This is a genomic window from Zafaria sp. Z1313, assembly GCF_050563205.1.
In the GTDB taxonomy this organism is placed as follows: Bacteria; Actinomycetota; Actinomycetes; order Actinomycetales; family Micrococcaceae; genus JAZDCJ01.
In genome coordinates this window covers 86,269-99,175 of sequence record NZ_JBNWUK010000009.1, presented here as the reverse complement: position 1 = coordinate 99,175, position 12,907 = coordinate 86,269, and the positions used below count along the sequence as shown (strand labels likewise).

The window sequence follows — 12,907 nt, the reverse complement described above, 5'->3', positions numbered from 1 at the left end:
GATTATGCTCCCTTCACGGCAGAGCGCACGAGGACGACCTGGCCGCGGGCGCCGGGGACGGCACCCTTGATCAAGAGGAGGTTCTTCTCGGCGTCCACCGCGTGAACCGTGAGGTTCATCGTGGTGTGGCGCACGGCGCCCATGCGGCCGGCCATGCGCAGGCCCTTGAAGACGCGGCCCGGGGTGGACGCGCCACCGATGGAACCCGGCTTACGGTGGTTCTTGTGGGCACCGTGGGAGGCGCCGACGCCGGAGAAGCCGTGGCGCTTCATGACGCCTGCGAAGCCCTTGCCCTTGCTCTTGCCGACGACGTCGACCTTCTGGCCGGCCTCGAACAGCTCGACGGACAGCTCCTGGCCGAGCGCGTAGGACTCGGCATCGGCCGTGCGCAGCTCGACGACGTGGCGGCGCGGGGTGACCCCGGCGGCCTCGAAGTGGCCGGCGAGCGGCTGGGTGACCTTGCGCGGGTCGATCTGGCCGTAGCCGATCTGCACGGCGGTGTAGCCGTCGCGGTCGGCGTTGCGGAGCTGGGTCACGACGTTGGAGTCGGCCTGCACGACGGTGACGGGGATGAGCTTGTTGTTCTCGTCCCACACCTGGGTCATGCCGAGCTTCGTGCCCAGCAGGCCCTTTACGTTACGGGTTGCGGTCATAGTCTCTCAGCACCTCCCCTAGAGCTTGATTTCGATGTTGACGTCAGCCGGAAGGTCGAGGCGCATGAGCGAGTCGACGGCCTTCGGGGTCGGATCGATGATGTCGATCAGACGCTTGTGCGTGCGCATTTCGAAGTGCTCGCGGCTGTCCTTGTACTTGTGGGGCGAACGGATCACGCAGTACACGTTCTTCTCCGTCGGCAGCGGCACGGGGCCGACCACGGTTGCGCCTGCGCGCGTGACCGTCTCAACGATCTTCCGTGCTGAAACGTCAATGACCTCGTGGTCATACGACTTCAGCCGGATGCGGATTTTCTGTCCCGCCATGGCGTCATGCCTCTTTCTGAGTAGCACTCTCTGTACAGTTGCTGTGCCCTGTATCGGGTCCCTTCGGACCGGCACGCCCCGCGCGGACTGAATCCGGAGGTTTCCGGGTTCCTCACCCCGCCGGGGTACCGACCCCCGCGCTCGGGCGTGTCGCGTGTTTCCCGCGACACCGACCCGTTGAATGGGGGTGGGGTTATTTTGGGCCGCTCCGTTTCAGTCGTATCCGACCCTGCCCCGGGCATTATCCCGGGCGGGACGCGATCTCAGGCGAAACCGGCCCTGGCTCCGCTTTCGGTGACCCGATCGGCGAGCTCAAGACATGGAGAGGCGCTTGAACAACTTGTCCAGTGTGTCAGATTCCGCGGATTAACGCCAATCGGGGGCCTCCCGCGGGTGCGTGCGTGGCCGGAGTCTCAGTCGCCGTTGCGGCGGGAGCGCCGGATGCGCCGGGCCCGGTCGATCTCGTGGCGGAAGGTGCGCCGACCCCAGACCACGGCGGAGCCGACGGCGACGAGCCCGCCCGCGATGATCCAGAAGATCCAGGAGTCCATGCGCCCAGCCTACCGCCCGGCCGCGGGCGGGCCCTCGGTCCCGGGCAGGGCACCGTCCGCGGGCGGGACGCCGGTCGTCGGCGGGGTGCCGTCCGGAAGGGCCGGGAGGCGCCGGGGGCCGCGGGAGGCGGCCCCGGCGTCGTCCGCCGCCCTTCCCGGGAGCACCGGGAGCGTACCGTCCGGTCCCGGCCCGCCGGGAGCGGGTGCTACGGGTGGGGCGGGCGGCCCCGGGCGCGGGGCGTCGGGCTTCCGGCCGAGCCGGGCCAGTTGCGTGACCGCGAAGGCGATGAGGGCCATGGCGAGGAGCGCGAGGAGGAGGAAGGTGAAGCCGCGCAGGTACCAGAGGATGATGATGCCGACGCCGATCGCGCCCCAGACCACGAAGAGCCGGTGGTTCCGCAGGACGCCGACGACGAGCAGGAGCGCGAATCCGATCAGTACCCAGATCTGGCCGGGGATGTCGAGGAAGAGCACGGAGAACGGTCCGCTGAGGGTCAGGATTCCGGCGGAAGCGGCGAGGGCGCCGGTGAAGCGTTCCGGGCGCCGGCGGTAGAGCTCGTACGCGGACAGCAGCGCCAGGACGACGACCCAGTACTGGAGGCACCAGAACAGGCTCGCGCCGTCACGCAGCACCAGCCAGGCGTACTGGGCGCAAGCCGCGACGGCGAGCGCCGCGGCCTCGGCCGGGGTCTCGCGCCGGCCGGGGCGGAACTGGCGGATGCCCGCGAGGGCGCCGAGGGCGATGAGCGCCGCTGCGGCCACGGCGAGCCCGTCGGGCGTGACGGCTCCGCCGAACGCGGCGACGGAGTCGAGGGCGTTCCCCGCGTCCAGGGCGTTGCCGGCCTCGTCGAAGGCGACCCCGCGCCGGGCCTGGCGTTCCAGGCCGGGAGCCCGGACGGCCGCAGTGAGGGCGCCGAGCAGGAGCATGACAAGCCCACCGGTCCCCAGCAGCAGGGCGTGGGCCGGCCGCCACGAGCGGACCCGGCGGTCGATGACCCCGCTGCGGAAGTCGCCGAACGGCCCCGCCGGCTCTCCGCCCGCGGCAGGGCCCCAGCCCGTCAGCCGGCGCAGGGGCTCGCCGGCGATCGCGGCGGCCGCGCCCGGAAGCGCCAGGGCGATCAGCACGAGCAGGACGGCCGCGGAGGCGCGAAGGGGCTCGCCGACCGCGTCGAACACCTGGCGGCCGGCGGCGTGGACGGCGAACGGTGCCACGAGCAGCGCGGCGGGAACGAGGAGGGCGTTTCCGCGGGCCCAGGAGGCGAGGAGGAGCCACGCGGCGAGTGCCGCGAGCGGCGGAACGAGCCAACCCGGCGCGTCTCCGGGCGCCGTGAGCGCGGCCCAGAAGAGGAACCCGACGACGAGGACCGTCTGCTGCGGGCGGCCGAGCGCGGCTCCCACGCCCGTCGCGGCCGCGCCCCACCTGACCGGCGGCACGGCATCCAGGGCGGCGGCCGCGACCCCGATCACCGTGAGCAGGACGACAGCGACGGGGCGGTCCCACAACGACTCGGGCAGCCAACCGCCGTCGCGCAACGTGGGGACCCCGGACGGAACGGTCGCCAGGCCGGCCAGGGCGGCGGCCGGTGCGAGGACCGTCCAGCGATGCCCGGCGGTCCCCGCCCCGCGAAGCCACCACGCCGCCCCGAAAACGCCCAGGCAGAACAGCTGCACGAGCAATGCCGCCTGATCGGCGCCGCCTATCAACTGGGCGGATACTCGACTAGTAGTGGTGTCTCCCAGTGTAGCCACGTAGACGAGCGGCAGGAGGACAAGTACGGCCAGGGTTCCCCAACCCATCAGGCGCCGCAGCCCAATCCCGTCAGCCGTCGCGCTGCTCCCACGCCCGAGCACCACGCGGGCGGTCTGACCGGCCGCCAGCGTCGTGGCGAACAGGGCGACGAGCGCGTGGTCGTCCGCCCCGAGGCGCTCCGCGAGGTGCACCGCCCCGAGGCTGAGGGCCGACTGCGCCAGCAGTGCGTAGGCCCCGCGCAGCCAGGGCAGTCCGCCGTCGAGCACCCGGTGCGCGGCGTGGACCAGGACGAGCAGCAGCACCACCTCGGTCACCCAGTCCTGCCCCAGCACGCGCGGCGCGCCCAGCGCCAGGGCCGCTGCGAGCAGTCCCGTCGCGTGGCCCGCCAGCCGGCGGGGCGTCAGGACTCCGCCGCCGGGCAGCACGAGCCGGTCCCGGTTCCACTCAACCTCCACTGCGGACGCGCTCGCACCCGCGCGCCGAGCACGCCCGCGCCCGCGCCCGCGGTGGAGGATGATCGCGGCCCCGGCGACGCCGAGCAGCAGCGCGGCCCAGGCGAGCGCCTCGGCCCACGGCGCGATGGACCAGGGCACGAGGCCCGACGAGGCGGGCGATCCGGCGCCCACATGCAGCTCCCGTGCCGATCCGGCGGCGGAGTGCGCCGCCGCGAAGACCCCGGCCACCGCGGCGGGCAGGAGCACGACGGCCTCCCAGTGGACCCGCGAAGCCCGCACCGCGACGGCGCCCACCACGAGCAGTGCGATGCCCGCGGCGACCGCCGCGACATGGACGGTCCGGGCACCGGGCGCCCCCGGGCCGAACACGGCCACGCCCCACCCGGCCAGCAGGCCCACCGCGAGGGGCGCCAGGCCCGCGTGGACCACGCCCTGCCACCGCAGCCACGCCGCCACCTCCCGGCCCCGGCTCCTGCCGCGGCGCCGTACGGCCTCGGCCGCGAGCAGCCCCAGGGTGAGCACCACGGCGGCCCTCCACGGCGAGCCCTCCCAGGGAGCCCCCGTCCACGGGACGGCCGCGCCCCCAAGGCCCGCGGCCATCGCCGCGCCGCCGTAGTAGGGGTGTTCCCGCCACGCGACCACGGCCCCGCCCGCGACGACGGCGAGCAGTGCCACGACCAGTGCCGCGGGGAACGGCTCGACGACGCCCGACACCGCCCGCAGCTGGGCCGCCCCGAGGGCCGCGAGCGCCAGCAACAGCCCGAGGCCCAGCAAGGCGGCGAGTTCCGCCGACAGCCAGCGCGGCCTGACGAGCCGCAAGTACCGTCCCTTCAACCACTGCACGAGGAGCGCCTGGAGCACGAGGCCGGTCACGAGCACGGCCACGACGCCACTCCCGGCCGTCCCGAGCGCGGACGCGGTGAATCCCGCTGCCGCGAGCGCCGTGGCCCGGCCGGCGCCGAGGTTCAGGAGCCGTTCCCGCCCGGGTCCGGCGAACGCCGCGGCGGCGTAGTAGACCGTCGCCGCGAGCGTCAGCACCACGCGGTCGTTCTGGTTGAGCTGGTCGAGCACGAGCAGCGCCGCGAGCAGCGTCCCGGGCACGAGGTAGCGATGGGCGCTCTGGAACGTCTTCACGTACAGGTTCCCCAGCCACGACGGCTGCACGTAGGCCGCGAGCGTGCAGCACCCGGCGAGCAACATCGTGAACATGAAGTACCAGATCAGGCCGCGGTTCAGCAGCGCACCGCCGGACCACGCCGTGGAGACGAGGAACGTCAGTGCGAGCGCGGCGAGCACGCGGCTCTGCAGCCTGGCCCCTGCCACGACGAACGCCGCCGTCCCGATCACCGACGTCGCGAACCACGCGAGCTCCGCCGGCGCGCCGGCCAGCAGGTGGAAGGAGAGCCCCGCGAGTGGCACGAGCGCCAGACCGGTCGCCGTGAACGCCGTCGCCGCGGGCCGCAGCCGCTCGCTCCGGGCGTGCACGATGAGCCCCGCCGCGTAGAAGCCGGCCGCGACCGCGACGAGTCCACCCACGCGCGCGGCCGGCGGGATCCCGAGGCCGATGAACAGGCTCGCCGCCGCGACAAGCAGGAGGGCAGCGACGTAGAGGGTGATGTTGATGTTGCGCAGCGCCCGTTCCTCCGCGGTGGGCCGGGGGCGGAGCGGCGGCCGGGGCTCCAGCCGTGCGCCGGGTGCGACGCCGGACGCGGGCCCGGGCGCCCCCGTGGCCCCGGTGCCGCCCGGTTCGTCCAGGTCTGGCCCCGCACCTCGGCCGGTCGTCGCCGGATCGGCAGCCGGGACCGGCGGGACCACACCCGCGGCGGGGGACGGCTGGGAGGTGCCGCGTCCGGCGTCGTACCCCTCCTGCCAGGCACGGGCCAGGGCCTGCCGCGCGGCATCCGCGGGGACCGGGGCCACCGTGCCGCGGCGCAACGCCCGGCGCCCCAGGAACCAGCCGAGCAGAAAGGCCGGGCCGCACAGGATCACCAGGAGCAGGACCCCAAAGACCGCGACCTCGCCCATCGCCATTCCCCTTGCCTCGCCCCGAACCTAATTAGTCAAAAGCATAGCGATACGCGGTGGGAGGTCAAGGGCGCGGGACGCATCCGTGGAAAAACCCGGCCGGGCCCCGCTCCCCCGGGCATGCAGAAGGGCCCCGCTGCCGAAGCAGCGGGGCCCTTCCGAGACCAGTCGGTCAGATCAGCAAGCAGGAACTACTTGATGATCTTGGTGACGCGGCCGGAGCCGACCGTGCGGCCACCCTCGCGGATGGCGAAGCCCAGGCCGTCCTCCATGGCGATCGGCTGGATCAGCTCGACCGTCATCTCGGTGTTGTCGCCCGGCATGACCATCTCGGTGCCCTCGGGGAGGGTGATGACGCCGGTCACGTCCGTGGTACGGAAGTAGAACTGCGGGCGGTAGTTCGAGTAGAACGGGTTGTGGCGGCCGCCCTCGTCCTTGGACAGGATGTAGACGTTGGCCTCGAAGTCGGTGTGCGGGGTGATGGAACCCGGCTTCACGATGACCTGGCCACGCTCCACGTCCTCACGCTTGATGCCGCGAAGCAGGAGGCCACAGTTCTCGCCGGCCCACGCCTCGTCGAGCTGCTTGTGGAACATCTCGATGCCGGTGACCGTGGTCTTCTGGATCGGGCGGATGCCGACGATCTCGACCTCGGAGTTGATCGGCAGGGTGCCACGCTCGGCGCGGCCCGTGACGACGGTTCCACGACCGGTGATCGTGAAGACGTCCTCGATCGGCATGAGGAACGGCTTGTCGCGGTCGCGCACCGGATCCGGCACGTTCTCGTCGACGGCGTCCATCAGGTCCTCGACGGACTTGACCCACTGGGCGTCGCCCTCGAGGGCCTTCAGGCCGGAGACGCGGATGACCGGAGCCTCGTCGCCATCGAAGCCCTGGGAGGACAGCAGCTCGCGGACCTCCATCTCGACGAGGTCAAGCAGCTCCTCGTCCTCGACCATGTCCGACTTGTTCAGCGCGACCAGCAGGTACGGCACGCCGACCTGGCGGGCGAGCAGAACGTGCTCGCGGGTCTGGGCCATCGGGCCGTCGGTGGCGGCGACCACGAGGATGGCGCCGTCCATCTGGGCAGCACCCGTGATCATGTTCTTGATGTAGTCGGCGTGGCCGGGGGCATCAACGTGCGCGTAGTGGCGCTTCTCCGTCTGGTACTCGATGTGGGAGATGTTGATGGTGATGCCGCGCTGGCGCTCTTCCGGGGCGGAGTCGATCGCCGCGAAGTCGCGCTGCTCGTTGAGATCGGGGTACTTGTCAGCAAGCACCTTGGAAATGGCAGCGGTCAACGTGGTCTTACCGTGGTCAACGTGACCAATGGTGCCGATGTTGACGTGCGGCTTAGTCCGCTCGAACTTTGCCTTCGCCACAGGTTCCTCCTAGAACGTAAACAGAAGACTTACCCCGCCCACGCGGTTCGTGGACGAAACTCATGCAAGTCTACTGTGGGCTTGTTATTTTCCTGAAATTTGCGGTTTCCATCCGGCCCCGCTGTTCCGGGTCCGTCAGTCTGCCACGCGGGGGCCGTTGGACTGGGCCGTACGGCCCCCGCGGCGCCTCCTCCCCTCGCGGGGAGGAGGCTGGTTCAGCGTCCGGGACGGCTACTCGCCGCGGGACTTCTGGATGATCTCGTCGGCCACGGCCTTGGGGACCTCAGCGTAGCTTTCGAACGTCATCGAGTACACCGCGCGGCCCTGGGTCTTGGACCGCAGGTCGCCGATGTAGCCGAACATCTCCGACAGCGGCACGGAGGCCTTGATGACCTTCACGCCGGCGGCGTCCTCCATGGACTGGATCTGTCCACGGCGGGAGTTCAGGTCGCCGATCACGTCGCCCATGTACTCCTCGGGAGTACGGACCTCGACGGCCATCAGCGGCTCGAGGATGATCGGGTTGGCGCGGCGTGCGCCCTCCTTGAACACCTGCGAACCGGCGATCTTGAACGCCATTTCGGACGAGTCGACGTCGTGGTAGGCGCCGTCGGTGAGGGTCGCCTTGACGCCCACCATCGGGTAGCCGGCCAGGATGCCGAACTGCATGGCGTCCTGGATGCCCGCGTCCACGGACGGGATGTACTCGCGGGGCACGCGGCCGCCGGTGACGGCGTTCTCGAACTGGTAGAACTCGCCGTCGGACGTGTCCAGCGGCTCGAACGAGACCTGCACCTTGGCGAACTGGCCGGAGCCGCCCGTCTGCTTCTTGTGCGTGAAGTCGACCTTCTCGACCTTCTTCTTGATGGTCTCGCGGTAGGCGACCTGCGGCTTGCCGACGTTGGCCTCGACCTTGAACTCGCGGCGCATGCGGTCCACCAGGATGTCCAGGTGGAGCTCGCCCATGCCGCCGATCTCGGTCTGGCCGGTGTCCTCGTTCAAGGACACGGTGAAGGTCGGGTCCTCGGCCGAGAGCTTCTGGATGGCCGTGGAGAGCTTCTCCTGGTCGCCCTTGGTCTTCGGCTCGATGGCCACGAAGATCACCGGCTCCGGGAAGGACATCGACTCGAGCACGATCGGCGCGTCGAGGGCCGCGAGCGTGTCGCCCGTGGTCGTGTCCTTGAGGCCGATGGCCGCGTAGATGTGGCCCGCGTGGGCCTCCTCCACCGGGTTCTCCTTGTTGGCGTGCATCTGGAACAGCTTGCCGATGCGCTCCTTCTTGCCCTTGGTGGAGTTGACCACCTGGAGGCCGGAGGACGCCTTGCCGGAGTACACGCGGATGAACGTCAGCTGCCCGAAGAACGGGTGCGCGGCGATCTTGAAGGCCAGGGCGGAGAACGGCTCGTCCTCGCTCGGCTTGCGGGTCAGCTCGACCGACTCGTCCTTCGGGTCGTGACCGATCATCGGCGGCACGTCCAGCGGGGACGGGAGGTAGGCGACGACCGCGTCGAGCATCGGCTGCACGCCGCGGTTCTTGAACGCGGAACCGCAGAACACCGGGTACGCGACGGAGTCGATGACCATCTGGCGGATGCCGGCCTTCAGCTCCTCGACCGTCGGCTCGACGCCCTCGAGGTACTTCTCCATGAGCTCGTCGGAGGACTCGGCGACCTGCTCGACGAGCTTCGCGCGGTACTCCTCGGCCTTCTCCTGGAGGTCCTCGGGGATCTCGCGGGTCTCGTAGGCGGCACCCATGGTGACGTCGCCCTTGGCGTCGCCCGGCCACACGAGGGCCTTCATGTCGATCAGGTCGACGACGCCGACGAAGTCGTTCTCGGAGCCGATCGGCAGCTGCATCACCAGCGGGGTGGCGCCGAGGCGCTTCACGATGGTGTCGACGGTGAAGTAGAAGTCGGCGCCCAGCTTGTCCATCTTGTTGACGAAGCAGATGCGCGGGACGTTGTACTTGTCGGCCTGGCGCCAGACGGTCTCCGACTGCGGCTCGACGCCTTCCTTGCCGTCGAAGACGGCGACGGCGCCGTCGAGCACGCGCAGGGAGCGCTCGACCTCGACCGTGAAGTCGACGTGGCCCGGGGTGTCGATGATGTTGATCTGGTTGCCGTTCCAGAAGGAGGTCACGGCGGCGGACGTGATCGTGATGCCGCGTTCCTTCTCCTGCTCCATCCAGTCGGTCGTCGAAGCACCGTCGTGCGTTTCGCCGATCTTGTGGTTCACACCCGTGTAGAACAGGATGCGCTCCGTAGTAGTGGTCTTACCGGCATCGATGTGCGCCATGATGCCGATGTTGCGGACCTTCGTGAGGTCGGTGAGCACGTCCAGTGCCACGGTGTCTCCCTTTGTCGGTTGATCCCCGTACGACGCCGGATCCGGCACCCAGGTGCCGTGCCCGGCGTCGTACGCGGAACGTTTTTACCAGCGGTAGTGGGCGAAGGCCTTGTTGGACTCGGCCATCTTGTGGGTGTCCTCGCGGCGCTTCACAGCGGCACCGAGACCGTTGGATGCATCGAGGATCTCGTTCATGAGGCGCTCGATCATCGTCTTCTCGCGGCGGGCCTTGGAGTAGCCGACCAGCCAGCGCAGGGCCAGCGCGGTCGAACGACCCGGCTTGACCTCGACCGGAACCTGGTAGGTGGCGCCGCCGACGCGGCGGGAGCGGACCTCGAGGGCCGGGCGGACGTTGTCCATGGCCTTCTTGAGGGTCGCGACCGGATCGGAACCGGTCTTGGCCTCGGCGCCCTGGAGCGCGCCGTAGACGATGCGCTCGGCGGTGGACTTCTTGCCATCGACGAGGACCTTGTTGATCAGCTGGGTGACCAGCGGGGACCCGTAGACCGGATCGGAAACGAGGGGGCGCTTGGGCGCCGGACCCTTACGAGGCATTACTTCTTCTCCTTCTTGGCGCCGTAGCGGGAGCGGGCCTGCTGGCGGTTCTTCACACCCTGGGTATCGAGGGCGCCGCGGACGATCTTGTAGCGAACGCCGGGGAGGTCCTTCACGCGGCCGCCGCGGACGAGCACGATCGAGTGCTCCTGCAGGTTGTGGCCGACGCCCGGGATGTACGCGGTGACCTCGATGCCGCCGGCGAGGCGGACACGGGCGACCTTGCGGAGCGCGGAGTTCGGCTTCTTGGGGGTGGTGGTGTACACACGGGTGCACACGCCACGACGCATGGGGTTGCCCTTCAGGGCAGGGGCCTTGGTCTTGTTGACCTTCGGCGAGCGGCCCTTGCGGACCAGCTGCTGAATAGTAGGCACTTTCGTGTCCTCCGGTTTCTTTGATCTGCCGCGCCCGCGGCCATGACGGCCTGCGGACACTGCGCTTTTGGTCGTTTCATCGCAGCGTCCGCGGAGTCGACCGTAGGCGTGCAAAAGTGTGGCATTCGTTGCGCACGTTCCCCGCAACCCGGACCGAGTCCATTTGCCACACATAAAACAATTGAGACCACTCTAGCACGCGGGCGGCCCCGCCCCGTAATCGGTCCCCTCCCCTGGAAACCCGGGCGGCCGCGTCGGGGTAGACGCCGGAAAGGCTGGAGCCTTCCGACATCTACCCGACGCGGCCGAGGGCCTGGTGGAACGTACCTGCCCGGCGGCCGGGCTACGGAACCAGCTTCGGCAGGTCCGAGTCCTCCGAGGCCGCCCTGCGCCGGGCGACGAGGCCGCGCAGCGGCGGGACCAGGAGGGCGAGCACCGAGATGACCAGCAGGATCACCGCGATCGGGCTCGTGAACACCGAGGCCCAGCCGTCCGTGATGAGCGCGCGCCGCAGGTTGGCCTCGGCGAGCGGCCCGAGGATCAGGCCGAGCACGGCCGGCCCCGGCGGGAAGCCGAAGCGCACCATGAACAGGCCCACGAGCCCGAAGAGCATCATCATGAACACGTCGAAGACGCTGTTGCTGATCGAGTAGGTTCCCACCATGCAGAACACCAGGATGATGCCCCACAGGTAGTGGTTGGGCAGCTCGAGGAGCTTCACCACTCCCTTCATGCGCACGAGCGAGAGTCCCAGGGTCAGGATCGTGGCGATGAGCATGATCGCGGCGAGTGAGAACACGAGGTCGGGCTGGTTCGTGAAGAGGGCCGGGCCGGGCTGGATGCCCCAGATCAGCATGGACCCGATCATCACGGCCATGACCGAGTCCCCGGGGACGCCGAGGGCCATCGTGGTGGTGACGGAACCGCCGAGCGTGGCCGTCGAGGACGTGTCCCCCGCGGTGAGCCCCTCGAGCGAGCCCTTGCCGAACTCCTCCGGATGCTTCGACGTCTTCTTGGCGTTGTCCCACGCGATGATGCCGGCGATGTCGCCGCCGACCGCCGGAACCAGGCCGACGACGGCTCCCGTGCCGGCGCCGATGCCCATGGGCCGCAGCAGCCGACGCAGGAGCGACGGGCTCGGCATCCACTGCCCGAGCTGCGTGATCGCCTTGGCGTGGTGCTGCTTCTGCCGCGTGAGGATCTGGTTGAGCACCTCGGCGACGCCGAAGAGGCCGATGATCACGGGGATGAACGGCACCCCGCCATTGAGCTCGAGGATCCCGAGCGTGAAGCGCTGGTCCCCCGTGATGGGGTCGCGCCCCACCGTGGAGAGCAGCAGGCCGAACGCGCCGGCGGCGAGCCCCTTGATGATGCGCCCCGAGGAGACGCCGACCATCATGGTCAGGCCGAACACGACGAGGGCGAACATCTCGGGCGGACCGAACTGCATCGCGAACCGGGACAGCGGGATCGCCGCGAGGGCGAGGATCAGGATGCCCGCGATCATGCCGAACGCGGAGCCGAAGGCCGACGTCGTCAGCGCCAGTCCGGCCTTCCCCTTCAACGCCAGCGGATAGCCGTCGAACGTCGTCGAAATGGAGGCGGGCGTGCCGGGCGTGTTGATCAGGATCGCGGGGACCCGGTCCCCGAACTGCGCCGCGACGTAGATGGTGAGCAGGACGGCGAGGCCCTGGATCGGCTCGAGGGTGAGCGTGAAGCCGGAGGCGAGGGCGACGGCCATGGTCGCCGTGACGCCGGGGAAGGCGCCGACGAGCATGCCGACGAGGATCCCGAGGCCGATGAAGAGCAGGGTGTCCCATTGGAGGACGGCCGCGACCCCCTCGGTCATGGGCGAGGCCATGACGGGGACGGCGAGCAGGCTTGCGGTGGTCATAGTGGAACTCGCAATGCGACGACGAAGAGGAAATGGAGGACCGCCGTGACGATCACGGGGTAGAGGAGCAGCGGCTTCCAGCCGCGGGCCCCGTAGAGCCAGGTCAAGGCAGCGAACGCGACGAGCGTGATGAGCCAGAACTGGAGCACGTTCCACGACAGCAGGTAGCCGATCAGGACCACCGCGGTGGCGGCGAAGCGGATCAGGCCCCACGAGGAGACACGGTCCGGGATGTCGCCGGGACGGACGCCACGCAGGACGTTGACGAAGACCAGGACGAGCCCCAGGAAGACGAGGGCCCAGCCAAGCCAGGTCGGGAAGAAGTTGGGGCCGATCCCGGCGGCGACGCCGGAGCGGATGTTGCCGGCCATGAAGATCACGGTGGCGCCGAGGCCGATGCAGACGGCGACCGGGATCAGTTCGCGCAGCTTGTAGGGGCGCTCCGTGACGAGCGGCTCCACGTGGGGGTGCAGGTGTTCCTGCGCATGGTCCGCCTCGGGATCCATGCCCGGGACGTGCCCGGTGGCTGGTGTGGTCATCGTGGTTCCTTCACCTGGGACGGGGCGCGCCGTGCGGCGCGCCCCGTCCTGCGGAC

At 70.0% G+C, this 12,907-nt stretch carries 10 protein-coding genes; all 10 read right to left on the bottom strand.

Translation table 11 applies throughout. The features are described 5' to 3' along the window. Positions 1-2: 2 nt before the first annotated feature. Positions 3-653 carry a 50S ribosomal protein L3 gene (gene rplC, locus ACQ3I4_RS10515; protein WP_329860566.1) on the bottom strand — a complete coding sequence of 217 codons (651 nt, stop codon included), beginning with the start codon at positions 651-653 and terminating at the stop codon, positions 3-5. An 18-nt stretch (positions 654-671) separates the two neighbouring features. Next, positions 672-980: a 30S ribosomal protein S10 gene (gene rpsJ, locus ACQ3I4_RS10510; protein ID WP_003803825.1), complete on the bottom strand. Its 309-nt coding sequence runs from the start codon at positions 978-980 to the stop codon at positions 672-674. 413 nt (positions 981-1,393) lie between these two features. Beyond that, on the bottom strand, positions 1,394-1,531 hold the full coding sequence (locus tag ACQ3I4_RS10505) for a hypothetical protein (protein ID WP_329860602.1): 138 nt from the start codon (positions 1,529-1,531) through the stop codon (positions 1,394-1,396). 9 nt (positions 1,532-1,540) lie between these two features. Continuing rightward, the gene (locus tag ACQ3I4_RS10500) at positions 1,541-5,761 is read right to left on the bottom strand and encodes a hypothetical protein (protein ID WP_430633519.1); all 4,221 of its coding nucleotides are present in this window, start codon (positions 5,759-5,761) and stop codon (positions 1,541-1,543) included. 191 nt (positions 5,762-5,952) lie between these two features. Next, the gene (tuf, locus tag ACQ3I4_RS10495) at positions 5,953-7,143 is read right to left on the bottom strand and encodes an elongation factor Tu (RefSeq protein ID WP_329860605.1); all 1,191 of its coding nucleotides are present in this window, start codon (positions 7,141-7,143) and stop codon (positions 5,953-5,955) included. A 231-nt stretch (positions 7,144-7,374) separates the two neighbouring features. Beyond that, a complete protein-coding gene (gene fusA, locus ACQ3I4_RS10490; RefSeq protein ID WP_329860607.1) occupies positions 7,375-9,489 on the bottom strand; it encodes an elongation factor G in 2,115 nt (704 codons plus the stop codon). Positions 9,490-9,573: 84 nt separating this feature from the next. Beyond that, positions 9,574-10,044, bottom strand: coding sequence for a 30S ribosomal protein S7 (rpsG, locus tag ACQ3I4_RS10485; RefSeq protein WP_329860609.1), 471 nt, complete (start codon positions 10,042-10,044; stop codon positions 9,574-9,576). After that, on the bottom strand, positions 10,044-10,418 hold the full coding sequence (gene rpsL, locus ACQ3I4_RS10480; protein WP_071894958.1) for a 30S ribosomal protein S12: 375 nt from the start codon (positions 10,416-10,418) through the stop codon (positions 10,044-10,046). Before rpsL ends, rpsG begins: the two co-directional genes overlap by 1 nt. A gap of 343 nt (positions 10,419-10,761) precedes the next feature. Further along, positions 10,762-12,312: a tripartite tricarboxylate transporter permease gene (locus ACQ3I4_RS10475; RefSeq protein ID WP_329860612.1), complete on the bottom strand. Its 1,551-nt coding sequence runs from the start codon at positions 12,310-12,312 to the stop codon at positions 10,762-10,764. Next, positions 12,309-12,851: a tripartite tricarboxylate transporter TctB family protein gene (locus ACQ3I4_RS10470; RefSeq protein WP_329860614.1), complete on the bottom strand. Its 543-nt coding sequence runs from the start codon at positions 12,849-12,851 to the stop codon at positions 12,309-12,311. The genes ACQ3I4_RS10475 and ACQ3I4_RS10470 overlap by 4 nt, the downstream gene beginning before the upstream one ends. Between the last annotated feature and the right edge of the window lie 56 nt (positions 12,852-12,907).

Excerpts from the sequence above, each read along its gene's own strand:
- ACQ3I4_RS10505 (WP_329860602.1), bottom strand. The coding sequence starts at position 1,531 with ATGGACTCCTGGATCTTCTGGATCATCGCGGGCGGGCTCGTCGCCGTC.
- rplC (WP_329860566.1), bottom strand. The coding sequence starts at position 653 with ATGACCGCAACCCGTAACGTAAAGGGCCTGCTGGGCACGAAGCTCGGC.
- ACQ3I4_RS10475 (WP_329860612.1), bottom strand. The coding sequence starts at position 12,312 with ATGACCACCGCAAGCCTGCTCGCCGTCCCCGTCATGGCCTCGCCCATG.
- ACQ3I4_RS10500 (WP_430633519.1), bottom strand. The coding sequence starts at position 5,761 with ATGGGCGAGGTCGCGGTCTTTGGGGTCCTGCTCCTGGTGATCCTGTGC.
- rpsJ (WP_003803825.1), bottom strand. The coding sequence starts at position 980 with ATGGCGGGACAGAAAATCCGCATCCGGCTGAAGTCGTATGACCACGAG.
- ACQ3I4_RS10470 (WP_329860614.1), bottom strand. The coding sequence starts at position 12,851 with ATGACCACACCAGCCACCGGGCACGTCCCGGGCATGGATCCCGAGGCG.
- rpsG (WP_329860609.1), bottom strand. The coding sequence starts at position 10,044 with ATGCCTCGTAAGGGTCCGGCGCCCAAGCGCCCCCTCGTTTCCGATCCG.